Source organism: Paenibacillus taiwanensis DSM 18679 (genome assembly GCF_000425125.1).
Lineage (GTDB): Bacteria > Bacillota > Bacilli > Paenibacillales > Paenibacillaceae > Paenibacillus_B > Paenibacillus_B taiwanensis.
Genome location: NZ_KE384307.1, coordinates 832,371 through 855,905 on the forward strand (window position 1 = coordinate 832,371; position 23,535 = coordinate 855,905).

Consider the following 23,535-nt stretch of genomic DNA (forward strand, 5'->3'; position numbering starts at 1 on the left):
ATGAAAATGCCGGATCAAGCAGCTGGATATATCCAACCTGATGATCCGGCATTTCAATTGTTCTCTCAAAGGGTTATTGATGACCCTCTGCAATCGCTTTGTAAGCGGCTAAATCGGTGTATACTTCTACTTTCAGCGGGTTCCGTTTATGTTTCGTAATTTTGTAAATGTGGTAAACAAAAACGGCAATGTTAGCGATCAGGGAGATCGAGCTTACGACCCATAGAGCCGTTTCACTGTGCGAAGATTGCACGGCGAACATCGAATCTCCGACAAACATAGGGAACGACATCGTAAACATCATCCAAATGGCCAACGTATGCGCCCGATGCTGTAACCACGCACCTTTTTTCATAAAGAAAGCAGGAATCGTACAGGAAATTAGCAAGGCAGCACCTGCATAGAAGGAGTGGTCCGACACACAGTTATACACATAGGCAAAGTTCCACAAATCATACGCAATAATCCAGAACCAGAGTTGATCAGGCCACAGCATATCTTTATGTTTGTCTTTACTAATCACAATGCCCATCCAGCCCGAGATCGTAATGATATTCAAAATCCCTGCAATACCATTCATAATGTTCCAAGGACCGCCAATCATCATAACACCATCGATCATGCCGTTTAAGCCCGATACTTGGAAGTCACGAATGACAGCTTCCATAATGTTGATCGCCAGAATAACAGGCGGGAACATTAACAAGTATTTATTGTCGCTCCAGCCTTTTACATAACGAAGTGCCATAAAGCCAAGACATCCCGCTAACGCGGAGTACACTTTCACCCAATGGAACCATGTCCCTGTACTGGAACCTTCACCAGCAGTTGTTGGCCAAACAGCGACAGTAAGCACTATTGGCAGGAACAAGAACAAGGTTAAGGCAATCCACTTGTTTAAGCGAGCTAACTCATTTACAAAAATTAAGCCACCCAACACGACAAGCCACATTAGTGCGGAATACCACGGTATGGATTCAAATAAAAACATATGTAACCCTCCCCTAGAATGTTAGTATGTATCGTTCTATACCTTGAATATATACAAGCGTTTTAGTTGCGGCAAATCCGGAATGAGCTTGATACATCAACGTTTTAAGAGATTTATTTGAAGATTGGTTTACACTGTTGTTTGTGTTCTGATCAGAAGGAGACAGCTTAGGGCACGAGGCATTTGTTAAACATTATTGACGTTATCGATAACCTAGTGTCTGAAGTAAGCTGCTGCAGCTAGTGAGCGTATGACCTGCGGAGAAACGAAGGCGGAAATAGTGTAAACTTAACTTGAAAGTAAAAAAAGATGCAATATAGGTGGGTAACCTTGCTATAAAGCGCATTTTGCATCATTTATGTTGTTTAATTTGTCATTAAAATTAAAAAACCCGAGTCCAATAAAGACTCAGGTTAATGCACCACGTTTACCTATAAAGTTAGAAAAAACGATTAACGAGATATTTTGCGTAGATGATACAATTTTCTAGTGTAGGAAAATTCATAATTTCCCCTGCAAAGTATATATGCTGCTTGCCTTGCAACTGATCCAGTTGATCATAAAAGCCTGCACGTAAAGCGGCTGAATCGACATGTGGAAAATGCTCCCATTGTTTGATCATATAGAGGCGTATTTGAGTTCCGCCTAGCTTGCGCAGTTCTTCCTCAACGGTTTCACGCATTTGCTGATCGGTCATTTCTTCATTTTCCATCACATATACCGTAATGAGATCCGTATTTTCTTCATCTGTCCAGCGGTAGTACCAAGCCATCATATGCCCTTTGCGATCAGACGACATATTGTCTGGTATATAACCAGATAGCTCTGGAATGCCCTCAACTCTATAGGCATATACGCGAAAGCGTTCATATGTAACCTTCTCCATCAGCTGCTGCTCTGCGGGCGACAAAGACAGCAAATGACGAGCATGATACAAAGATGAGGTATAAATAACGTGATCAAAGTAAAACGTTCCTTGATTCGTGTCCACGCGAACCCGTCCATCAGAGCCTAATTCCATGTACTGTACCGAACAGGTGAGACGCAAGTCGTCAATTCGGTCTGCCATTCGTTTAATGAGTGCATTTGCACCTTGCGGCCATGTGATCATATGTGTAATTTCAATAAACGATAATAAATTTTCAAAGCTTAAAAATTTGAGCACATAAGCAGCAGGCACTTCATCAACGCTGCCAAAACCAAATGTACTAAAGTAGTGCATATAAACTTGTTGTATGACAGTCAGATCGTGTGCTGCACACCAGTCAGCAAACGGCTGGCATAATTCCTCTGGCAGCCGCAGAAACCCAGGCTCTTTTAAGCATTCGTATTGACGAAGCACATCTGGCAGCCGCTTGAATTGTTCTGTAAAAGCTTCGATTTGGTGCAACGGAATTTGTGACGTTTTACAGCCATGCTGGTTAAAAAAGCCTCGTTCCAACAGCGGCCCTTTGTCGGTCAGTCCATACTCCGCCATCAGCTCTTGGGTATGTTTGTAAGAAGGTAGGCCGATAAGTGTTCCCATTTCATATGTTTTTGATTTATACTCAATAGAGTGACATTTACCGCCTACACGATCTTCTTGTTCTAAGATGGTTATACGGGCATAGCCTTTTTTGGCTAATTCATGGGCAATAGTCATACCAGATATGCCTGCTCCGATAATTGCAATTTCTTGGTTGTAGGTTGCACTTGCCATTACTTGTTATCTCCTTGTAAACAGCCATAGAGGAAACAGATCTTGCTGATTGTTATACTCCAGAACTACATCCGATGGTATTTTCCCCTGATTGGGCCCATCTGTAATCGGTCTGCTGAAGTTGTACTTATTCATATACTCCGCTAACCGCTTCTCCAGTACTTCGAAGGAATCAATTTTATGATCAGTCCACGTATGCGCATAGAATTCTTGTGTCAGAACGGTCAGAAATTGATCTAATGGCAGGAACACTTCCTTATTGCCAGCTGTTACTGCGATTTGCTGAATGTTATACTTATGGAGTAGCTCCGTGTACTTATGGGTACCCATCTCCCAGTTCGTTGTAAATTCCAGACTTTTATTCGTCACTAAGTGTTCAATTCTAAAATGAAAGGTTTTGATCAACGGAATTACTTTAAATTGCATAAAATCGATAATATGAATGGTGTCCTTACGATTGTACAGCTTGACTAGTGCCAATCGAGAGTAGACATCATAGATCACATATTGGTATACTCTTCCTATCTTAGGGAATTCGCCCATGTACGTGATACTTTGAAGACACATATATCCTGGATGTGCATGGGATGATTGTGTCATCTTAAAGTCCAATGTCTGCGGCTTATACTGACGACGCTTAGGAGCTGATGCTCCCTTACTTCGTTTTTTTTGTCTAACTTCTTCGGCATAAGCTTCTCGATCTTTCCTCTTGCTTAACCTGTTGCGTCGCAGCACATTGTATATACCTGATTCTCCAACATTAATTCCCTCATCCTGCAATTCATAACTTATCCGTTTAGGTCCATCCTCAGGGAACTTCGCAGCATGCTGCAAAATACGCTTCTCCGTACGCTTATCCACCTGATTGGGCATAATCGGGCTTCGCCTTGTCTTCTCAACAAGTCCCTCCATCCCGTGAGCTTTATAAGCGTTATACCATTGATAATAAATGGTGCGGGAAATACCAAACTCCTTACAGGTTTTGGCTACGTTTTTATTTGTAATGCCGTGCATAATAATTTGATATTTGTGCTTTTCATTCATCTCTATTAACCCCTTATTAGGATCAGCAGCATGTAATGCAATCGTCTCTATCTAATGATACTGTGTTCGGCGGTTAATTGGACAGGATATTATTGGCGCTCATGGAGAGGAATTGATCTTCCCTCTACTTGATCGTTCTTTCCTGTGTGACTTCTTGCATGTATTTGTACATTGTCATGTTGGTCATCAAGAAGTATAAAGGAAGTAGAGCATTCGTTTTGGTCCGGGGCATGTTTAAATATTTAATTTATGAGAAGGAGCCTTACGATGGATAAACCACAAGCGATACTACGTGACGATATTCAGTTTCCTAGCAGTTCTTTCCCACTGCTTACGACGTCTACAGAAGGGGTAAGTCCAGGATTTCAGCGCTTGCATTGGCATCATGCATTAGAACTTAATTATATTCGCGAGGGGACCGGATTTTATGTTATCAATGGCCTGAAAATTCAATTTCAGGCAGGGGACCTGATCTTGATTAATTCCGATGATTTGCACCGTGCCTTTGAGATGGACAATCTCATTATGGATATTATTATGTTTGATCCTTCTATACTAGCGGTTGATCTTCGGTATGATCCGGAGTTGATGCGTCCTTTTCGCGAAATGGGTACGTCTTTTGCCAATCTCATAGGTAGAGATCATCCAGCTGCTGAAGATTTGCAGATGTTATTTATTAGGATGATGGAAGAGGGGCGAAGAGAGGACATCTCTTATGTCACTATGATCAGAAGCGACCTCACCCGGTTTCTAGCACTTGTAAACCGGCGCTTACAGCTCAAGGATCATAAATATTCACCTATGAAACACCGTGGCATGCATGTGCTGAAAGAAGTGATTCATATGATGGAAATGAATCTCACCTACAATTGGACGCTGCAACAATTGGCTGAGCAGGCACATCTCAGCCCGTCGCGATTTAGTGCGCTGTTTCAACAGGTGGTCGGGACATCACCACTAAATTATTTGATTCAATTGCGACTAACACGTGCCGTCCATCTATTAGAGTCATCAGATGAGAAGATTATCGATATCGCAGAACAGTGTGGATTTCGTAATTTATCAAACTTTAATAGGCTGTTCAAACATCATATCGGTACGTCGCCAAGTGATGTTCGGAGTCAAATAACTATTTAATTGAACGAAAGTCAGTAATATTGTATTAGTCCTTACTCGTTTAGTAGTAGTGATAAGGTGGAAATGAGTGTATCTTTAAAGGTGTAAGCGTTAACCGATATTCATGCCATGCAACGGGAACGCCCAACTTTGAGTTATAGGAGAGGTATGGATGAGCATCTACTTAGGTGTAGACGCCGGAGGAAGCAAGACCCACGCCGTCCTCGCAGATAGGTACGGCAACGTGCTCGGCAAAGGCCTTGCGGGTAACGGCAATCATCAAGTAAACCGTAATGTGGCGGCTAACAATATTCGAGCAGCATGTGACGCAGCTCTTCAGGAAGCTGGTATAACCAAGGAACAAGTGTCTTATGCCTATTTTGGTCTGGCAGGAGCAGACCGAGAGCCAGATTATGAAATATTGCGGCCGATGATCGCAGATTTGGAATTTGCGAATTATCAGATTACGTGTGACACGATGATTGGCATGCGTGCTGGTACGAACAAGTCCTACGGAGCGGCAATTATATGCGGCACAGGCTTTAATGCCGCAGCGCGTAATCGGAACGGTGAAGAATTGCAGTATGGTGGCTTCGGTTTTATGTATGGAGACAGCTACGGAGCGGGCTCGAGCCTTGCTATGCTGGCGTTTCGTGCTGTCATTAGAGCTTGGGATGGCAGAGGACCTGCCACGATACTTACAGAACTTGTGCTGGAGCATATGGGATACAGCACCGTTGATGAATTATATGAGGCTGTCCTCTATGGCAGACGCTCCATTCCGCTTGATCTGGTGAAGACGATGTTTATAGCGGCTCAGCAAGGAGACCCACTGGCGATCGAAATTTTGGATCGTGAGGGCGCAGAACTCGGCAATGCGGTTTGTACGTTTATCCGACGTTTAAACATGACAGAAGATACGTTTGATATCGTCTACATCGGCAGTGTGTTAAACAAGGGAGCCAGTTCACACTTGTCGGATGCCATTGAGCGCGTCGTTGCGGAGCAAGCACCACACGCTCGCTGTGTACGATTAACGACGGACCCGGTAGTCGGTTCCTTAATGAGTGCGATGGAAATGGACGGTATGACCATTACCCCGGAGACAGAAGCAAAGCTAAAGGCTTTTACATTCTAATAACGTACATTACGTGGAGGCGATAAGCATGACGCAACAATCCGGACTTAAAATTGCAGTGATCGGCGGCGGTTCCTCTTACACGCCAGAAATCGTTGAAGGTTTCATTCGCAACTATGACAAGATGCCTGTGCGTGAATTGTGGCTAGTCGATATTGAGCAAGGAAAGCACAAGCTGGATATCGTGGGCAACTTGGCCAAACGTATGGTTCAGCAGTCAGGACTGCCAATTGAAGTTCATCTGACGCTGGATCGCAGAGCGGCAATTAAAGATGCGGACTTTGTATCGACACAAATTCGTGTCGGACTGCTTGAAGCACGCAAGCGTGATGAGCACATTCCGATTACCCACGGCGTGATCGGTCAAGAGACGACTGGCCCGGGCGGCATGATGAAAGCGCTGCGCACCATTCCTGTCATACTTGATATTTGTCGGGATATCGAGGAGTTGGCTCCTAACGCCTGGATGCTTAACTTTACGAATCCGGCGGGTATCGTCACTGAAGCTGTAACGAAGCACAGCAAAGTGAAGTCAATCGGCCTTTGTAACTCTCCAGTTAACGTGCAGAAATTTCTGGCGGAGCAATACGGTGTGAGTGAGCAAGAGGTGCTGCCTGAATTTGTTGGCATCAATCATTTGCACTGGGTCACTTCGGCAGTCGTAAAGGGCGAGGAGAAGCTGCCTGAATTGCTGGAAGGCGGCGTTACGTATACCGCTAAAAATGTACCTACAACAGGCTGGGATCAAAGATTTTTGCAGTCGTTAGGTGCGATTCCAACGTACTATTTAAAATATTTCTATATGACAGATATGATGTTTGACGAAATGAAGGAAGCGATGGACAAAAACGGCACACGTGCCGATGTCGTTAGCCGCGTTGAGACTGAGTTGTTTGAGCTATATAAGGATGAAAATCTAAAGGAAAAGCCGAAGCAGTTGGAACAGCGTGGTGGCGCTTACTACTCGGAAGCAGCCGTTAACTTGATGACGTCGATTTACAGCGATCGTCGCGACATACAGACACTTAACGTTGCAAACGGCAACATTTACGATTTCCTTCCGCAAGATGCTAGTATCGAAGTGAACTGCGTCGTTACTGCGCAAGGGCCGACAGCGCTCCCGCCGAAGCGGGTTCCAGATCATATTAAAGGTTTGCTGCATGCGGTCAAAGTATATGAACAGCTTACGATTGAAGCGGCTGTAACCGGTGATCGTGGCATTGCACTGCAAGCTATGGTGCATCATCCATTGGTGCCATCCGTAGCAGTTGCAGAGAAATTGTTAGACGAGATGTTGGAAGCCAATAAAGCTTACTTGCCTAACTTTTTTAAATAAGAGACGTCTATAACAGACTTTATACTCTATAGATGTGTGACTAGCTGTATCCACATTTATCACTTAGTGCACGCTTAAAGCCTCTATTTCAGATTCGCTGGCGAAACCCGCTGACGAAGAAGAAAATAGAGGCTTTTTGTGTCGTTCGTGTTGCAGGTGCCGTGCCATATTGGACAAGATCGCATACGATACCATATCTCGCTAAAAAGGAGGACCGAGATATGAAACAGACGATATTAAATAGTGTATGTGGAGCCTTCGGTGTTGTCATCACCTTTATGTTCGGGGAGTGGAGCCAATTGTTGACTTTATTTTTGATCACGATATCGATCGACTACATTTCCGGCATTGTCGCTTCATTAAAGTCAGGTAGAGGGCTAAACAGCCTCATTGGTTACTGGGGACTAGCGAAGAAGGGGCTAATGCTGCTTATTATCACATTAGCACATCACATGGATGTAGTATTTGCTACAACTTGGGTGATGAATGGTGCGATCTCCTTTTACATGGCGAACGAATTGATTAGCATTACAGAAAACTATGGACGCATCGGACTTCCGCTCCCAGATGCGGTCAAGCGAGTCATCGCTACGCTTAAGCAGGATTCAACGGACAAAAGCGACAAGTAAGCCGAGCGCTGAAAGCGGACAAATGGCCAACTTGTCAATTGAAAAAAGGTGATTACGTATATTCGTTTCCGGCTTTAAGTCCAGTTTGCATGGACAAGTTTGACGTTTGCCACCTGGCTCACATTGAACGGCGTTAAACTTCAAGGGGATAAACCTTGCCATAACCGGGACTTCATATAGATGCGGAATGACAAGCATAGGTACTGCCGTCTTGTCATTTCTTTTTGAATGGAAGTAAATAAGGGAGGAGCCCTGCTTTACATAGGATTGTAAACGTAATTTGGTTGAAATGACATCGACATCTGAGAAGTGCTTGTTTACATAGACAACAGTTTCGAGTATTTAAGTTGTCCCGTTTGTCTAAAATTGAATAACAGCAGTCAGTTTTACTATGCGCGAGTTCCCCCTCTGCCCTCTCGGATTTTACAGCTACGATGATTAACCAAACATGTAAAAAAATAATACTGCACATCGATTATCCCTTCTTGATCTGATGTTGGATTATTGCGGGGAAGAACAAATTACACCAATAGACGACGCACTGCTGTAGCACGTTCATTAATCTGTCACAAAAGAAAATTTTGGAGCTGTTTTTTATAAGTTTAGGTTGTAGGAATTAGGAAACATTTTGTAATATTATAGGTGATAAATGTAATTGACAAAGGGGCGTATGACAGTTATGCAGAAATGGGCAATGTTTGTGTTATTCAGCATTGCGTGCCTGTTGGCCGCTGGATTGATGCTGTTTAATATGCCGAAGCCGCCTGTTGAGGAAGCGGCACCGGAAGGCATGACTCTTGTTAAACTGCAAGCCACCAGCGACTTTAAGTTCGATAAGCCAGAGTACGAAGTTAAGGTCGGTGAGAAAGTCCGCCTGAAGCTTGTGAACAAGTCCGGGGTACATGGCGCGGCAATTGATGAGCTTAAGATTGACTTAAAAGATGGCGCAATGGAGAAAGACGTTACATTTGACAAGCCAGGCAAATATAAGATTCATTGTTCAATTATGTGCGGGGCGGGTCATGATACAATGGTATCTTACTTAGTAGTGAAATAAGTTCATCTGATAGCAGGAAGAGGGCTTTCATACGGAAGGCCCTTTTTTAGTTGCCCTATAGGAAACGGTCCAAGTATGCTTCATAATAGAAGCATACATCTTGTGAAGGAGGTTCAGTCAATGTATTATGTCGACCGAGAACAGATTGAGAATCGATTGAATCAAATTGGTGTCCTGATGGACGCTGCTCAATATTTGAAACAGCACTGGGACGGCTCTGTTGTAAATCATCTCGCTCAAGAGCGTGCACTTCATCTCGCCATTGAAATCGTGACGGATGTAGGAAGTCTGCTTATCGATGGCTTTATTATGCGCGATGCGAGCAGCTACGAGGATATTATCGACATTATCGCGCAAGAGGGTGTGCTGAATGAAGAGGTACATATGGGTATGCGCGAGCTTGTCCAATTACGGAAGCCGCTAGTTCAATCGTATACGGATTGGGAACGTACAGGGCTGCACCCAACTGTTCAGCAACTTACGGGACTAATGCCGCAATTTGCAGCCTTGGTAAGGGCATATTTGGAGCGCGAGCTTGTGTAACACAGGGTTGGCGGTAGCAGTGCCGCGATTTACAAGCGGTTGAAGATACGTTACAATGACGGTACTATTTTGTATATAAAAAGGTGAATGCAATTGAAACGAGCAGAACGTAAACCGTCAACACGCGGATTGCTGCTCACTTTGCTGAAGACTAACGGACCCATGTCAGCTGCACAGCTTGCAGAACGCCTTGGCTTAACTGAGATGGGGGTTCGACGGCATTTATATCAATTGGTTGATGACCAAGTGCTAGAAACAAAACAGGTTCGTCAGCCGATGGGCAGGCCGTTGCAGCTGTACCGACTGTCAGCAGAAGGGGATGAGCGTTTCCCGAAGCAGTATCACCAGCTCGTTCTTGATCTGTTGAATGAGATGGAGTCTTGGGGAACTGGAGCAGATGGTGGAGTCGGCAAGCTATTTACAGGCAGACAGCGTACGTTGCTTCGCAAATACGAGCCGAGAATGGAAGCTAAGAGCTTGGACGAGCGTGTATTGGAGCTCGGTTCTATTCAGGACTCGAATGGATACATGGTGGAGACTGAACAATTAGAAGACGGCAGCTGGCTGCTGCATGAATACAATTGTCCGATTGCGCAAGTAGCGGATCGATATGAAGAGCCTTGCGCCTGTGAGTTAGCTTTGTTCCGTGAGCTGCTGCAAACTGATGTGGAACGGATCGAGTGTTTGGCTAAGCAAGGTAAGCGTTGTACGTACCGTATTCAGAAGCATGCAGAAGAGTAGCAATTCCATAGCGTGAGCATTAAAAGACCGGGAGATCCGGTCTTTTTTTGCATTTTGCGGAAAAGGTATTGAAATAAAATTTTATATTAAATATAATAAAACCGTAATTAAATTTCATTTATGCTGCATATACATGATTCAAATTTAAAAAACGAGAGTAGACTTCATTTGATTAGGGGGAGATGATCGTGAACGTTATTCCATTGGAAGCCACATGGATCTCTCAGATAGGTGAACTATGGAATCAGGAGCTTGGGGATCGGTTTCCGCTGCGTGAGGCGCTGCTGCGGCAGAACAGCTTTCAAGATAAGAACGTGTATAATCCTGCATCTTGGCTTGCGCACGATGATGACGGTACGTTAATCGGCTTTGTCATTGCGAAAAAGTGGCAGGAATTAGAGCGGGAGATGCAGCTAGGCGAAGGCGCGGGATGGATTCAAGCTATTGTCGTGCGATCAGAGGCGAGAGGGCAAGGAATCGGCAGCCGGTTGTTGTCCTTGGCGGAAGAAGCATTACGAAAGTCGGGGGTACGGTTAGTCTATATGGGACGCGACCCGTGGCATTATTTTCCGGGAGTTCCGAAAGCGCTGTCATCCAGTCGGGAGTGGTGTGAACATAAAGGCTATGAGCAGTTGTATGAAGTGTTTGATTTACTTGCCACGCGAGAAGCGGATAACACGATGGACTCACCTCGTTTTGAAGGCGCTTACGTCAGGCTGCTGGAACAGGAAGACCAAGCTGAAATGCTTCGTTTTTTTCGTAGATGCTTCCCAGGCAGGTGGTATTATGAGGCGTTACATTACTGGGAGCGTGGCGGAACGGGCAGAGAATTTATGGCGTTATTTGCAGATCAGGAGATGATCGGCTTCTGTCGGGTCAACGATGAGCATGCCCCCCTAATTGCCCAGAATACGTATTGGGCGCCCCTTTTTGCAGAGCCACTTGGCGGCATTGGGCCTTTGGGAGTAGATGACCGTTATCGGGGGAGAGGGTATGGACTTGGGTTAGTTCAAGCCGGCATGAAGGAGCTTGAGGCTCGCGGAATGAAGCATCTCATTATTGATTGGACGGAGTTGGTAGATTTCTATGCGAAGTTAGGATTTCGGAAGTGGAAAGGCTACGATTTAATGAAAAAGGAGCTGTTGTAATTAGGCAGTTCGCGGCCTAAGTGAAATACACAGAGAGACGTTAAGTTTCGCTGCTGTAACGCTGCGTTATAAGTATAAACTGAAATTTTGTATCCATATATTAAGTAAATTAGTGAAATTAAATATCATTTTTATGGGGGTATTCACATGACACAATTACGAAAAATGTTGCTTCTGACCGTCACGTTAATATTAGCCTGCTCCGTCATATTGGCAGGGTGCGGTTCAAGTTCGGAAACAAGTACAGGTAAGGATAGCGGCAAGGTGGAAATATCTTGGCTTGTCACCTCTAATCCGGCTAAACAACCTTGGTATGAACAAACCGTGAAAGACTTTGAAGCGACGCATCCAAACATTAAAGTCAAATTGATGACATTTCCATATGCACAAATCGATCAGAAGATCCAGACGATGATCTCCGGCAAAAACATGGCGGATGTGTGGTCTGCCAACTGGAGCGAGGCAGGGTTTGCCACATTTAATCAACTGGGCGTATTGCTGGATATGACACCTTACATGGAGAAAGAGCCTGATGTGGTCAAAGGGATTAACCCACGCTTGTTAGATATTTATAAGGTGGATGGAAAAACATATGGGATGCCGATGTTAAACTATGGAACGTTTTTGTTCTACAACAAAGATTTGTTAGATCAGGCAGGTGTAGCCTATCCGACAACAGATTGGGAGGACACTTCTTGGAACTGGGATCGGATGGTCGAGTACGGGCTGAAGCTGACGGATAAGGGCAAGCAGCAGTACGGTTTGCTTTATGATGAAACGGCGAACAAACGAGCATGGTTGTTTGGTGGAGACTTCTTTAGTGAAGACGCTTACAAGACGGGTAAAATGGGGGAGCCACAGCTTCTGAACAATCCGAAAAATGCGGAAGCGATCCAAAAAAATGCCGAGCTTGTTTTAAAGCATAAAATTTCGCCTAACCCGTCTCAGACAGAGGCGATGACCCAACTGGGCAATCCGTTTATGACCGGAAAAGTTGCCATGATGATTAGCGGCGGTTGGGGTTTCCAGAACTTTAAAAAAGCAGAATTCCGCTGGGGTGCGGCAGCACTGCCTAATATAGAAGGTCGCCAGATCCCGCTGTATGTAGATCCGTGGAACATATATAAGCATACGAAACATCCAGAGGAAGCTTGGACGTTTGTAAAATACTTGATGGACCCGAAAGGCGCTGCCAAGGCATATGCCGAGAATACAGGTGCAACACCTGTTTTTGACGAACTGTTGACCAATTGGTATGCAGATACGGCTAAAGCGATGGACATGAAGCCAGAACAAGTAAAGCAATTAAACGAAGGTGTCGTGAAGTATGGGCGTGAGTCCGATAACCATCTGATCGCCAAGTTTGACAGCATTTTGAAGACAACCAATCAGACGATGAGTGCGGTGTACAACGGCACAAAAAGTGTTGAAGATGGTCTTAAAGATATAGACAAAAACTTGCGTTCATTAAATTTGGAGTGAGGGCTGCCCGCCGCTTCTTTGATCTTTGCACATATTGTAAGACGAATCGGGCTAATTGGCAGGCTACGGATGAGTCCGCTGTCTTATCTAAGATGAGGTGAATTCTATTGCATACCCAACAACAAGCGGCGTCTGAAAATAGCTCGATGATGACTGGCCGCAAGACAAAGATGAAAGTTCACCCTGAGCGTAAAAAGGAAGAACGAGCCTTCTGGATATTCGCTTCACCGTGGATTATCGGTTTTATTTTATTTACGGGAGGACCGATGGTCGCTTCCTTATGGCTCAGCTTTACAAATTATGATGTAGTTAGCTCGCCAAGATTTACAGGCTTGGATAACTTTATTTCCTTGTTCCAGGACACTTTGTTCTTTAAGTCGCTAAGTGTAACGACTTATTACGTGGTGCTGGCTGTGCCGTTTACGATCGTCTTATCGCTGCTGCTGGCCGTGCTTCTGAATCAGAAAATTAAAGGGCTGTTTATATTTAGGACGTTGTTTTATGCGCCTTCAATCGTATCAGGGGTATCGATTGCGTTTTTGTGGTCGTGGCTGCTGAATCCGGACTTTGGTTTTGTCAACAATGTATTACACGAATGGTTCGGATTAGCTGGCCTAGGTTGGTTTACCGATGCGAAGCTGGTTGTGCCTTCGATGGTGCTGATGCAGCTAACGAGTTTAGGGGGCACGATGGTTATTTTTCTAGCTAGTTTGCAATCGCTGCCCAAAGATTTGTACGAAGCGGCAGATATAGATGGCGCGGGCAGCTTTCGCAAATTTTTTAACATTACGATGCCTCTAATTTCGCCTGTTATTTTATTTAATACGATTATGGCTATTATTTCATCGTTCCAAATTTTCACACAAGCTTACGTCATTACGAAAGGTGGACCGGAGTGGAATTCCTATTTTTACGTCTACTACTTATTTGACACGGCATTCTCGCAATTCCGCATGGGATACGCATCTGCACAGGCATGGATTTTATTTTTACTTATTTTTGCATTGACGATGCTGTCGCTAACGCTGTCCAAACGATATGTCCACTACGAATATACGAGCCGAAAATAAGGAGGGCAGCTAATGAAGCCGAAACGATATGTTCATGGGGAGCTGTCCCTGACGCAAAAAGCGGTAATATACGGCGTGTTGTTTTTGTTTATAGGATTATTTTTATTCCCGATTTTTTGGATGGCCTCCACTTCTTTAAAGACACTGGGACAAGTGTTTCAATTGCCGATGGTCTGGGTTCCTAGTGCACCGCAATGGAGCAATTACGTCGAAGTGTTCCGAGTTTCGCCGTTTGGGACTTATATGTGGAATACGATTTGGTATACAGGTATTACTGTATTTGCAACGGTGCTAACGTCTGCTTTTGTTGCTTTTGCCTTTGCACGCTTGCGAGCTCGCGGCAGCAAGCTGATGTTCGGACTTGTGCTTAGCACGATGATGCTGCCGCCACAAGTCGTGATGATTCCACAATACTTATTGTTTAACAAGTTAGGGTGGGTGGATTCTTATTTGCCGCTTGTCGTCCCTGCGTTTACCGCGAGCGCATTTCTCATCTTCCTGCTGCGCCAGTTTTATATGGGCATATCGCATGAGTTGGATGAAGCGGTGAAGATTGACGGCGGCAGCTACTTTACGATGTTTTTCCGTGTTATTTTGCCATTGTCATTACCAGCACTTGCTACAGGTGCCATTTTGGAGTTTATGTACCGTTGGAATGATTTAATGGGGCCGCTGATTTATTTGAATAGTACGGAGCATTATCCATTGTCGCTTGGACTGGCGAATTTTACAGCCTCCTATGGCTCGACCCCTTGGCAATTGCTTATGGCAGCTTCCATTATTGCGGTGACACCGCCGCTCTTGTTGTTCTTTTTTGCGCAGAAGCACTTTATACGGGGGATTGTCATTTCAGGTTCCAAAGGCTAAGGAAAGTGTAAGGTTCCTGCTGCTGATGTTTTCAGAGGAGGTAAACGGAGAAATGGGTCTAAAATTAGGCGTGGAGGTATTTTTACAACAGTATGCTGAATTGTATCGAGGAAAGCGTATCGGACTAGTTACGAATTTGACTGGGGTTAACTATAGGCTGATCCCTACGATTGATCTGTTTCATAAACATGAGCACCTTCACCTAACAGCTCTATACGGACCTGAACACGGGATCAGGGGGGATGCCAAGGAAGGAGAAGCGGTCAGTTCCTCCATTGATAATGTGACGGGCTTGCCTGTGTATAGTTTGTATGGAGAAACACGCAAGCCAACTCCAGAAATGCTGCGTGATATTGAGGTGATCTTTTTTGATCTGCAAGATATCGGTTCTCGTTATTATACTTATATTTACACGATGGCATATGTAATGGAAGCCTGTGGGGAGTTAGGCATTCCGTTTGTGGTGCTGGATCGTCCCAATCCGATTAACGGGACTATAAGGGAAGGGAATCTCGTTGCGGAGGCGTGCAGATCGTTTGTAGGCCTATATCCGATTCCGGTCCGGCATGGTTTGACGATTGGTGAATTGGCCCAACTGTTTGTGCATCAATTTGGTGTACGGTGCGAACTAACCGTAATCCCGATGCAGGGGTGGTACCGACATATGCATTTTGACGAGACAGGGTTGTTGTGGGTTCCGCCCTCCCCGAATGCAAGCGGGCTTGATATGGCCCTGCTTTATCCAGGCACGTGTCTGATGGAGGGAACAAACCTGTCTGAAGGACGTGGCACGGCTAAACCGTTTGAGATGGTGGGTGCACCTTTTATAGACGGCTACAACTTGGCGAGAGTGCTGAATGAACGGCGGATGCCAGGTGTCATTGCCCGCCCAGTCTCGTTTGTGCCTACCTATCAAAAATATAACGGAGAGCGATGTGAAGGTGTTCAGCTCCATGTGACGGATCGCAAAGTGCTGCGTGCATTTGTAGTCGGATTGCAGCTTCTGGAAACTGTGGCGGCGATGTATCCACAATCGTTTTGCTACAAGGAAATGGAACATTTTCATCAATTGGCGGGTGATCGCGAGCTGAAGAAGCAGATTCAACAGGGAACGGCTGTTACTTATGCAGAACGTTACGAATCCGATTTAGACGCATTCAGTAAGGATTCCAACGCCTATTTATTATATAGCTAGCGCTTGGGGAAGTTGTTAGTTCCGTTGATACGTTAAAGTTGAAGCGCCAAATAAGAGAGGGGATTGTGTCATGGCCATTTTAGCGATTGATGGAGGTGGGACCAAGACACTTGGTGTGCTCGTGCGGCGAGATGGCACTGTGTTGTCTGCTGTGCAATGTGGGCCATCGAATATAAATGGCGACTGTGTTCGTGCATTTCAGGTTTTGACAGACGTTGTATCTAGTCTTTGTGATGTGGCAAAGCAATGTGGTGAACGGGTAGAGGTGTTGTTTGCAGGCTTGGCAGGTATCGAGCAAGGAAATAACCGAGAGCAAGTGACAATTCATCTCCAGCAGTTCTGTCAACAGGGCCTGTTGCCGAGGGAAGCCAATATCGTAGTCGATAATGATGCGGTGACTGCTCTGTATTCCGGCACGTTAGGAGGACCGGGGATCGTACAAATTGCAGGCACTGGCTCGATTACTTATGGTGTACATGCGAATGGAAGGAGAGAAAGAGTGGGGGGCTGGGGATACATTATCGGTGATGCAGGCAGTGGTTATGCGATTGGTAGGGCGGGGTTAGCTGCTGTCTTTCGAGCTTGGGATGGGCTAGCTGCACCAACGGTGCTCATGCCTATGCTGCAACAATGTTACGGGCTGCATACCATAACGGACTTGATCCCGATGATCTATACCGAGAGTGCTCGCCAACAAGTAGCTGCGGTGGCTCCACTTGTGCTGGAAGCGGCTGATGTGGGTGATAAAGCTGCGCTCGAGATCGTTAAGGAGGCTGCCCAGGATATGGGGCAGGCGATTACAGCGTTGTATAAAAAAGGAGATGGCGGCCCCTCACCTTTGTTAAGCGAGTCGGGTGAGCTGAACGTGCCGAACAAGCCGAACGATACCATACAAGTTGTACTGACGGGTGGTGTGTTCCAGCGAGCGGCCTTGCTGCTGCCTACCATCAAGGACATATGCAGCGCTGCGGGCATGCCTGCGCAATTTCATGTCCCTGATTGCCCACCAGTAGCAGGAGCTGTATTTGCTGGCTTGCGCTGCTTGAACATTCCTCTTCCTGCTCAACTATGTTCGTGGATAAGTGAGCAATTGGCAGCAATGACCGTACAGCGAGTGTAAGTACAACAAAGTGGACGCGAATGCAGCAAGCCATACAGGTTGGACAGTAGCAAATTTATGTAAAACAGCGTCAGCAGAACAATAATTTAATGGGCGTGTAACAACGGATTATCGACAGTGTGATGATTGTGCAGTAATAAGTAACAGGTTCAGAAATATACAGCGGATAGGTTGTGAGGATATGGATACGAACATTTCGGCTTTATTAACGGAACAGCGCAATCCACGTACGATGACTATCGACCAAATGAGTACACATGATATCGTCAGCGTGATTCATCAAGAAGATCGTTCAGTTATGGAGGCGGTCTATCGTGTGCTACCTCGTGTGGAAGAAGCAGTAGACTCTGTGTACGCATCTCTTAAAAAGGGGGGCCGCTTGTTTTACGTTGGTGCTGGCACAAGCGGTCGCTTAGGTTTTGTAGATGCCGCAGAATGCCCCCCGACATACAGTACACCGCCAGAACTGATTCAGGCGGTGATCGCAGGCGGCAGCGGGGCGGTATTTGCCGCGGTGGAAGGGGCAGAGGATAACGAGGCCCAAGGGGCAGCTGACCTACAGGAGCGCGGCTTAAACGCAGCGGATGTGGTCATTGGCATCGCAGCTAGCGGCCGAACCCCCTACGTAGTTGGAGCTATGCAATACGCGCAAGATCGAGGTGCTGCCACCGTATCGCTGACGTGTAATGACAGCTCAGCGATCAGCCGCTTTGCTGACGTTAAAATTGAAGTGCTGGTAGGGCCTGAAGTCGTAACAGGTTCTACAAGGATGAAAGCTGCCACTGCTCATAAAATGATACTGAATACGATCTCCACCTCTGTCATGATTAGACTAGGAAAAGTATATGAAAACTTGATGGTAGATCTGAACGCAAGCAACTACAAGTTGCAGGAACGCGCCCGCGGCATTGTTATGAGTATTACGAACGTAGATTATGAAACCGCGTCATCTACGCTTGCTGTAGCAGATCAAGAAGTAAAAACCGCAATCGTTATGCTGGAGGCCGGATTAAGCGCCAAGGAAGCAAGAGAACGCCTTGAGCGCACTGGGGGCTTGGTGCGGCAAGCAATTCATTTACATTAATGGACTGACGGGAAATAACATCAAATTAATTCCGACGTGTATGGCTTATTAACAGATGGAGGATTCTATCTTTATATCCAGCTTTGTGAGGACTTGAGAGTACGTATGTATGCTGGAAAGTAGTGCCCTTGTTAGAACATGTCCGTTGCGATTATGCTAGAACTACCCTTATCATAAAGCGTGGGTAAACCGTGTTATTGCTGTTCATGTTATTGCCGTTATAGTTAGAGGTAGTGCACATCATTTATAAATATAAACGCTTATATAATGGAGTCCGTAGCGTGCAACAGTCCAAAGGAGGAATCCCTATGTACGTATCGCCGACTAAGGGCGGCTTGGTTATGCTGTCTGATATGCTGTCCAAGCTGCCTCCTTCGGAGAAAAAGATCGCGCAGTATATTCTTGAACACCCGCAAGAGGCGGTCTCTTTAACCGCGTCCGAGCTCGGAGAGAGGTGCAATGCGAGCAGTGCAGCTGTCATTCGCCTTTGCAAATCTCTTAAACTCAAAGGCTTTCAGGAGCTGAAGCTCCGCATCGTAGGTGACTTAAATAAGTCAGAGCACGAAGGCTATCGGGATATTAAGCCAAATGAGAGCGTGGACGCTGTGTTGGAGAAGATGACCACAAACAGTATTCAGGCGCTAAGGGAAACGTCAGAGATTGTCAATCTGGCGGACATGGCAACCGTAGTGGATGTATTAATTCGTGCGCGCAACGTTCATTTCTTTGGAGTCGGGGCGTCCTCCATTATAGCGATGGATGCGCAGCAAAAGTTTCTACGGATTAACAAGCCAGCGACAGCGTTTACGGACGTGCATGTTGTGGCGATGAACATTGCTAACATGACATCAGAAGATGTTGTATTTGGCATTTCTTACTCTGGAGAAACGTCAGAAGTGTATGATATTTTACAGCTTGCCAATCAGAAGGGGAGCCGTACTGTAAGTCTGACTCATTACGGTAATTCATTAATTGCATCAGCGGCGCAGCTTAATTTATTTATATCGGCTACTAAGGAAGCAACCTTCCGCAGCGCAGCGACTTCTTCTCGACTGGCCCAACTTCATATTATTGACGTGCTCTTTATGTGTGTTGCCTCGCATCAATACGACAAGACCGTTCAATATTTGGATCAAACAAGAGAAGCCATTCGGTTTATGAAAGAACAACGTTCTTAACTAAATCACTTCCAACTACGGTATACCTTTTCTTCGGTTGAAGATGGAAATTTAATTCCACAGCCGCAGAAGGGGTATTTTGTTATGTCCTCATGCAACGACTATTAAGATTTCAATCTGACGAGATTGGCATGGATATAAAGGGCGAAGTCAAGCATATGAAAAAAAATAAAGCTTCTGTGTGTCAAGACAAGCCCATTCTTCTTATACTGTCATTACGACATGGGCATTCGTCCTGATCGATGCTGAACTCAGGAGGTAGATCATGGTAGAGTGGAGTGTTGCTGTAGCGGCTGGGGCCTGGCTTGTGCTTTGCATTACGGCAGTAGTCGCCATATGGCGAGGGCTTTTTTTAGTAAGACAGGCGAGTCAGTCTTTAAGTATGTTAAATACGCAGTCTACCCAACTTGTTCAGCAATTGAGCGACCTGACCCGCCGGGGAGATCAAGCGTTGAAGAAGGCGGAAGCAGCGGCAGAGCAATTAACGGAGTGGAGCGAAACGATTGGGCGGACTCGTCATATATTTGAGGGCTGGAACAGTCGTCTGGCGCGCTGGTCTGAACGGACAGAGTCTGCTGTTGAAGCAGCACAGCAGGCTAACGAGCGACGGATTCACGATACGCTACAGTGGGCCGACCTGGCCTACACACTATGGTCTGATATCCAGACTCGTCGTCAACGCTCATCATCACACGTTACTCCTGAGCAGAAAAGAAAGGATTAAATGATCTCGTTAAGCAGTGAACAGGACGAAGGCTATTTATAAGGAGGAAATAGAATGGCACAATCACAACGTAAATTTTGGGTAGGCTTGTTAGTTGGCAGTGTCGTCGGCACGGTATCGGCATTGTTGCTGGCACCAAAGCCGGGACGAGAACTGCGCCATGATCTTACTGAAGGTGCAAAGCAAGCCAGTGAGAAGTCGCAGCAGTTGGCAAAACAAGTGAGTGACAAGACAAGTGAATGGGTGGAAGCGGCCAAGGAGAAGACATCGGACTGGAAGCATGCACTTCAGGAGCGTTTTGGCAATCACGACGAAAAGGTGTTGGTTTCTTCGGTCGCAAACGAGCAAGCAGAGGATATCACAGTTGAAGCAGCAGCCGCTGTTGCCTTGTCGGGAAACGCAAGTGACTTGGGCCTGACCGCGGATCAAAAAGTAGCTATCGTAGTAGTTAGCGACAATGCAGCTGTAAATCAACAAGCTCAACCTATCAAATAGTGCGCACAGCTATCTGGATCGGTATAAGAAAGTCCCTACCTTTAGGAGCATGAAAAGCTAGCTCCACAAAGATAGGGACTTGTTTGTTAAAACAGTATACAGCCAAATTGTGATCTTACAAGCTACAAATATTCCGTGCTGATACATACATCAGGAATGACGCTTCCACGTGCTCGGATCAATTTTGGTCGGATCAAGGCCTTCCCATATATTTTTAATGATGGCTTTGTCAGGGTGATCAAATACAAGGAAGGCTGTTGGCAGCAGCCGCTCGCCGTACTGACTTGCAGGTGAGTTTACAAGCTTGCCACCCTCACCGACGAGTACGGTCGAAGAGCCGCCATCAAGATTGGCGGCGATGACAGCCCCGTGTTCCAGCATCAGCTGTTGGCAGTCATACAAGTTAGCGCCAATACTATGTGTCTGTCTTCCGTCTATGACGAGAAACAGTACCGTTCCGTCCTCTTTTTGCCCAATCACAGTACGAGGAGCAATACCCCAGCCATCGGCGGCATTTTTGATTAACCCTTTGCCGTTCACAATGATTCTAGGCTGAAAGCTGACAGCTTCCTTTACCCCGAGCTCTTCCATCTGGCTCACTGTATAATTGCCTGCTACCATTTTGCCCTCTTTATCAAAGCCGACGATTTGGGTCCGCTTATTTTTACCGATCCCGTTGTAGAAGAGCTTGCCATCTGCATAAACGATACCGATCGGCTGAAATCCATTCCCTTTCCAGTTTGGATCAGCAAATCCGCCCCCGTTAATACCAAATCGGGCTCCGGTCCGTTTAACCATCGTGGATACTTTTTCTCCCATGCCCATCTCATTTGTGACGGCTACCCGAATTGATTTAGGGTCTTGTATCGTAAGCAAGTAACCACTATATCCTTGTCCGCTAATTTCTTTTAGCTCCGTAAGCGGCTTGTCGTTTTTAGGTTGTGCTGGAGTTTTGATCAAATTTGTATTTGCTTGTTCGTCTCCCATTTGTTCAAATCGATTGTTGTACTGCTGGATTCTTCGATTCGTCTCTTTTTCCCCGATAATAAACTTGGCCCAGTGGCGATGCCGAGTCGTCAGCAGTGTATCAGCGATCATAAACCGGAACTGTTCACCTGATGGAGTAAACAGCAGCCAGCCTGCCCCGAACGTAATACATAACATAAAAATAGCCATCCAAACGCGGATAATTTTCCATATCGCACGTTTGCGTGCCCCTTTGCTCTTCTTTTTTTTCTGTTTCTGGTTGTCTGGAGCAGCAGGGGCAGGCATTTGTCTGCTTGACGATCGGTTGTCACTTCGTTGTCTTGTGACTCTCGGTGACGGAGAGTCCGGTGTGACGAGTCTACCATAATCATTGTTGACCGGCGTATTAAAGCTGCGTCCTCCTACTGCACGTCTGGCAGCATCATCGTGTGCAGCCGTTCTGTTTACAGGTCCTGTAACGGAACTAGCAGATGCGCTTGTTCGTAAAGGTTTATCGTTATGGCGAACAGCAGCGCTTCTTCGCGCAGGGGTGAATGCGGGACTAGAAGAAGTGTAGCTGCTTGGTGTACCTTGTACCGGTACAGCACGCTCGGGTGCAGGATCAGGCGGTGTATGCTTTAGCCTTCGTGGCGGGAGCTGTCTTGAAGCTGTTGGCTTTTGTGAATAATTTGGATTTCGCATTGTAGTTCCTCTCATCCTATAAGGTTGATCTCACTTGCTCCATTTATGACTTCCAATTACGTTCATACGTTCATTGGTTCTCTCTCTAGTTGTGAAATAAAAAGCACCGTTTCAACTTGTCTTTCAATAATAACGCGTGAATCGGTAAAAAGTTGCTGGCAGGTTACGGAATTGAACTTGCACGCCTTACCCGCAGCAGCATTACCTATACTTGAACCTTGTCTATATATCAGTTAGAATCGAGGTACGTTTTATCCTCGCTATACATATGGTATTAAGTACGGAATACGTCATAACGAGTGTGATCCGGTCAGTCAAACAAGAGATGAAGGAAGCGGTGTTTTCGTGCAACAAGCTATAGCAATGCTTGATTCAGGAGTCGGAGGCTTGACAGTTGTTAAAGAGGTCATGCGCCAGCTCCCTAGAGAGAAGATTATATATTTTGGCGATACAGCTCGCTCTCCGTATGGACCTCGTTCGTCGGAAGAAGTAAGATTGTTTACCCGTCAAATTGTAGATTATTTAATCCAGTATCAACCTAAAATGATCGTAATTGCTTGTAATACGGCGGCAGCAGTTGCCTTGGAAGACATACGACAGCATGTATCCGTACCTGTGGTAGGTGTTATTCACCCAGGAGCGAGGGCAGCCATATCTGCTACTAAATCGGGATATATCGGTGTCATCGGAACAGATGTAACCGTAAGAAGCGGTGCTTATGTGCAAGCGCTTAGACGTTTGTCCCCACATGTAGAAGTTATTTCACAAGCTTGTCCTCAATTTGTGCCGCTAGTCGAAAAAGGTATGTATCGATCGGAAGAAACGTGGAGTGTCGTTCGCGAGTCGCTTGCTTCTGTCCGGGCCACGCCAATTGATACGTTAGTTCTCGGCTGTACGCACTATCCGTTTCTGACCGAACCGATTCAGGAAGTGATGGGGCCTGGTGTTGAATTAATTAACTCGGCTGAAGAGACAGCACGTGAAGTAAGCACTATTTTACAAGATAAAAATCAGCTTGCGGAGAAAGATGACATGCCCGTTCATCAATTTTTTTGCAGCGGTGATCAGGAAATGTTTCAACATATTGCCAAGGAGTGGCTAGGAGATCAGATTCAGGATATTCCATGTATTTGGCAGGTGCCTCATATTTATTAGTCCACAGGTTTATAGCATAATTGCGAAGGGCTGTATTCGTTGTCTGCGTAGACAG

At 45.8% G+C, this 23,535-nt stretch carries 22 protein-coding genes; 18 read left to right on the top strand and 4 right to left on the bottom strand.

All coding sequences use genetic code 11. From position 1 onward, the window contains the following. Positions 1-73 precede the first annotated feature (73 nt). The 3 genes from H509_RS0117750 to H509_RS0117760 form a co-directional block, all read right to left on the bottom strand. Positions 74-991: a DUF5692 family protein gene (locus H509_RS0117750; RefSeq protein ID WP_028546272.1), complete on the bottom strand. Its 918-nt coding sequence runs from the start codon at positions 989-991 to the stop codon at positions 74-76. Positions 992-1,430: 439 nt separating this feature from the next. Then, the gene (locus H509_RS0117755) at positions 1,431-2,690 is read right to left on the bottom strand and encodes a protoporphyrinogen/coproporphyrinogen oxidase (protein WP_028546273.1); all 1,260 of its coding nucleotides are present in this window, start codon (positions 2,688-2,690) and stop codon (positions 1,431-1,433) included. A 6-nt stretch (positions 2,691-2,696) separates the two neighbouring features. Then, positions 2,697-3,734 carry a helix-turn-helix domain-containing protein gene (locus H509_RS0117760; protein ID WP_028546274.1) on the bottom strand — a complete coding sequence of 346 codons (1,038 nt, stop codon included), beginning with the start codon at positions 3,732-3,734 and terminating at the stop codon, positions 2,697-2,699. Between the two features lie 267 nt (positions 3,735-4,001). Here H509_RS0117760 and H509_RS0117765 point away from each other — a divergent pair, with 267 nt between their 5' ends. The 17 genes from H509_RS0117765 (at position 4,002) to H509_RS25770 (ending at position 20,657) form a co-directional block, all read left to right on the top strand. After that, complete coding sequence (locus tag H509_RS0117765; RefSeq protein WP_036697703.1) at positions 4,002-4,871, top strand: AraC family transcriptional regulator; 870 nt, start codon at positions 4,002-4,004, stop codon at positions 4,869-4,871. 151 nt (positions 4,872-5,022) lie between these two features. Continuing rightward, positions 5,023-5,988 (top strand): N-acetylglucosamine kinase, encoded by a 966-nt coding sequence (locus H509_RS0117770; RefSeq protein WP_028546276.1) that lies wholly within the window; start codon positions 5,023-5,025, stop codon positions 5,986-5,988. A gap of 28 nt (positions 5,989-6,016) precedes the next feature. After that, complete coding sequence (locus H509_RS0117775; RefSeq protein ID WP_028546277.1) at positions 6,017-7,324, top strand: 6-phospho-beta-glucosidase; 1,308 nt, start codon at positions 6,017-6,019, stop codon at positions 7,322-7,324. Positions 7,325-7,545: 221 nt separating this feature from the next. Continuing rightward, complete coding sequence (locus H509_RS0117780; RefSeq protein ID WP_028546278.1) at positions 7,546-7,953, top strand: phage holin family protein; 408 nt, start codon at positions 7,546-7,548, stop codon at positions 7,951-7,953. Positions 7,954-8,632: 679 nt separating this feature from the next. Next, a complete protein-coding gene (locus tag H509_RS0117785; RefSeq protein ID WP_028546279.1) occupies positions 8,633-9,010 on the top strand; it encodes a cupredoxin domain-containing protein in 378 nt (125 codons plus the stop codon). A gap of 120 nt (positions 9,011-9,130) precedes the next feature. Next, positions 9,131-9,553, top strand: a complete 423-nt coding sequence (locus tag H509_RS0117790) for a DUF86 domain-containing protein (protein ID WP_028546280.1) — start codon at positions 9,131-9,133, stop codon at positions 9,551-9,553. 87 nt (positions 9,554-9,640) lie between these two features. Next, entirely contained in the window at positions 9,641-10,294 is a 654-nt protein-coding gene (locus H509_RS0117795) for a helix-turn-helix transcriptional regulator (protein ID WP_036697706.1), read from the top strand. 182 nt (positions 10,295-10,476) lie between these two features. Then, positions 10,477-11,442, top strand: coding sequence for a GNAT family N-acetyltransferase (locus H509_RS0117800; protein ID WP_028546282.1), 966 nt, complete (start codon positions 10,477-10,479; stop codon positions 11,440-11,442). 147 nt (positions 11,443-11,589) lie between these two features. Continuing rightward, a complete protein-coding gene (locus H509_RS0117805; protein WP_028546283.1) occupies positions 11,590-12,924 on the top strand; it encodes an ABC transporter substrate-binding protein in 1,335 nt (444 codons plus the stop codon). A 107-nt stretch (positions 12,925-13,031) separates the two neighbouring features. Then, the gene (locus H509_RS0117810) at positions 13,032-13,994 is read left to right on the top strand and encodes a carbohydrate ABC transporter permease (protein ID WP_342663662.1); all 963 of its coding nucleotides are present in this window, start codon (positions 13,032-13,034) and stop codon (positions 13,992-13,994) included. Positions 13,995-14,006: 12 nt separating this feature from the next. After that, positions 14,007-14,861 (top strand): carbohydrate ABC transporter permease, encoded by an 855-nt coding sequence (locus tag H509_RS0117815; RefSeq protein WP_028546285.1) that lies wholly within the window; start codon positions 14,007-14,009, stop codon positions 14,859-14,861. A 52-nt stretch (positions 14,862-14,913) separates the two neighbouring features. Further along, on the top strand, positions 14,914-16,056 hold the full coding sequence (locus H509_RS0117820) for an exo-beta-N-acetylmuramidase NamZ family protein (protein WP_036697709.1): 1,143 nt from the start codon (positions 14,914-14,916) through the stop codon (positions 16,054-16,056). 70 nt (positions 16,057-16,126) lie between these two features. Continuing rightward, positions 16,127-17,176, top strand: a complete 1,050-nt coding sequence (locus tag H509_RS0117825) for an N-acetylglucosamine kinase (RefSeq protein ID WP_028546287.1) — start codon at positions 16,127-16,129, stop codon at positions 17,174-17,176. Between the two features lie 181 nt (positions 17,177-17,357). Next, positions 17,358-18,260: an N-acetylmuramic acid 6-phosphate etherase gene (gene murQ / locus H509_RS0117830; RefSeq protein WP_028546288.1), complete on the top strand. Its 903-nt coding sequence runs from the start codon at positions 17,358-17,360 to the stop codon at positions 18,258-18,260. A 308-nt stretch (positions 18,261-18,568) separates the two neighbouring features. After that, positions 18,569-19,438 carry a MurR/RpiR family transcriptional regulator gene (locus tag H509_RS0117835; protein WP_036697711.1) on the top strand — a complete coding sequence of 290 codons (870 nt, stop codon included), beginning with the start codon at positions 18,569-18,571 and terminating at the stop codon, positions 19,436-19,438. 265 nt (positions 19,439-19,703) lie between these two features. After that, a complete protein-coding gene (locus H509_RS0117840) occupies positions 19,704-20,162 on the top strand; it encodes a hypothetical protein (RefSeq protein WP_028546290.1) in 459 nt (152 codons plus the stop codon). 54 nt (positions 20,163-20,216) lie between these two features. After that, on the top strand, positions 20,217-20,657 hold the full coding sequence (locus H509_RS25770) for a YtxH domain-containing protein (protein ID WP_051287309.1): 441 nt from the start codon (positions 20,217-20,219) through the stop codon (positions 20,655-20,657). 150 nt (positions 20,658-20,807) lie between these two features. On the opposite strand, the gene H509_RS0117850 is transcribed toward H509_RS25770, so the two are convergent. Next, on the bottom strand, positions 20,808-21,929 hold the full coding sequence (locus tag H509_RS0117850; RefSeq protein WP_028546291.1) for a phosphodiester glycosidase family protein: 1,122 nt from the start codon (positions 21,927-21,929) through the stop codon (positions 20,808-20,810). Between the two features lie 741 nt (positions 21,930-22,670). Between H509_RS0117850 and racE the strand changes: the two genes are divergently transcribed. Continuing rightward, positions 22,671-23,480, top strand: coding sequence for a glutamate racemase (racE, locus tag H509_RS0117865; RefSeq protein WP_028546293.1), 810 nt, complete (start codon positions 22,671-22,673; stop codon positions 23,478-23,480). The last annotated feature ends 55 nt before the right edge of the window (positions 23,481-23,535 follow it).

What these genes read in the sequence shown, in the direction of transcription:
- H509_RS0117750 (WP_028546272.1), bottom strand. Translation starts at nt 991, where the DNA reads ATGTTTTTATTTGAATCCATACCGTGGTATTCCGCACTAATGTGGCTT.
- H509_RS0117755 (WP_028546273.1), bottom strand. Translation starts at nt 2,690, where the DNA reads ATGGCAAGTGCAACCTACAACCAAGAAATTGCAATTATCGGAGCAGGC.
- H509_RS0117760 (WP_028546274.1), bottom strand. Translation starts at nt 3,734, where the DNA reads ATGAATGAAAAGCACAAATATCAAATTATTATGCACGGCATTACAAAT.
- H509_RS0117765 (WP_036697703.1), top strand. Translation starts at nt 4,002, where the DNA reads ATGGATAAACCACAAGCGATACTACGTGACGATATTCAGTTTCCTAGC.
- H509_RS0117770 (WP_028546276.1), top strand. Translation starts at nt 5,023, where the DNA reads ATGAGCATCTACTTAGGTGTAGACGCCGGAGGAAGCAAGACCCACGCC.
- H509_RS0117775 (WP_028546277.1), top strand. Translation starts at nt 6,017, where the DNA reads ATGACGCAACAATCCGGACTTAAAATTGCAGTGATCGGCGGCGGTTCC.
- H509_RS0117780 (WP_028546278.1), top strand. Translation starts at nt 7,546, where the DNA reads ATGAAACAGACGATATTAAATAGTGTATGTGGAGCCTTCGGTGTTGTC.
- H509_RS0117785 (WP_028546279.1), top strand. Translation starts at nt 8,633, where the DNA reads ATGCAGAAATGGGCAATGTTTGTGTTATTCAGCATTGCGTGCCTGTTG.
- H509_RS0117790 (WP_028546280.1), top strand. Translation starts at nt 9,131, where the DNA reads ATGTATTATGTCGACCGAGAACAGATTGAGAATCGATTGAATCAAATT.
- H509_RS0117795 (WP_036697706.1), top strand. Translation starts at nt 9,641, where the DNA reads ATGCAATTGAAACGAGCAGAACGTAAACCGTCAACACGCGGATTGCTG.
- H509_RS0117800 (WP_028546282.1), top strand. Translation starts at nt 10,477, where the DNA reads ATGATCGTGAACGTTATTCCATTGGAAGCCACATGGATCTCTCAGATA.
- H509_RS0117805 (WP_028546283.1), top strand. Translation starts at nt 11,590, where the DNA reads ATGACACAATTACGAAAAATGTTGCTTCTGACCGTCACGTTAATATTA.
- H509_RS0117815 (WP_028546285.1), top strand. Translation starts at nt 14,007, where the DNA reads ATGAAGCCGAAACGATATGTTCATGGGGAGCTGTCCCTGACGCAAAAA.
- H509_RS0117820 (WP_036697709.1), top strand. Translation starts at nt 14,914, where the DNA reads ATGGGTCTAAAATTAGGCGTGGAGGTATTTTTACAACAGTATGCTGAA.
- H509_RS0117825 (WP_028546287.1), top strand. Translation starts at nt 16,127, where the DNA reads ATGGCCATTTTAGCGATTGATGGAGGTGGGACCAAGACACTTGGTGTG.
- murQ (WP_028546288.1), top strand. Translation starts at nt 17,358, where the DNA reads ATGGATACGAACATTTCGGCTTTATTAACGGAACAGCGCAATCCACGT.
- H509_RS0117835 (WP_036697711.1), top strand. Translation starts at nt 18,569, where the DNA reads ATGTACGTATCGCCGACTAAGGGCGGCTTGGTTATGCTGTCTGATATG.
- H509_RS0117840 (WP_028546290.1), top strand. Translation starts at nt 19,704, where the DNA reads ATGGTAGAGTGGAGTGTTGCTGTAGCGGCTGGGGCCTGGCTTGTGCTT.
- H509_RS25770 (WP_051287309.1), top strand. Translation starts at nt 20,217, where the DNA reads ATGGCACAATCACAACGTAAATTTTGGGTAGGCTTGTTAGTTGGCAGT.
- H509_RS0117850 (WP_028546291.1), bottom strand. Translation starts at nt 21,929, where the DNA reads ATGCCTGCCCCTGCTGCTCCAGACAACCAGAAACAGAAAAAAAAGAAG.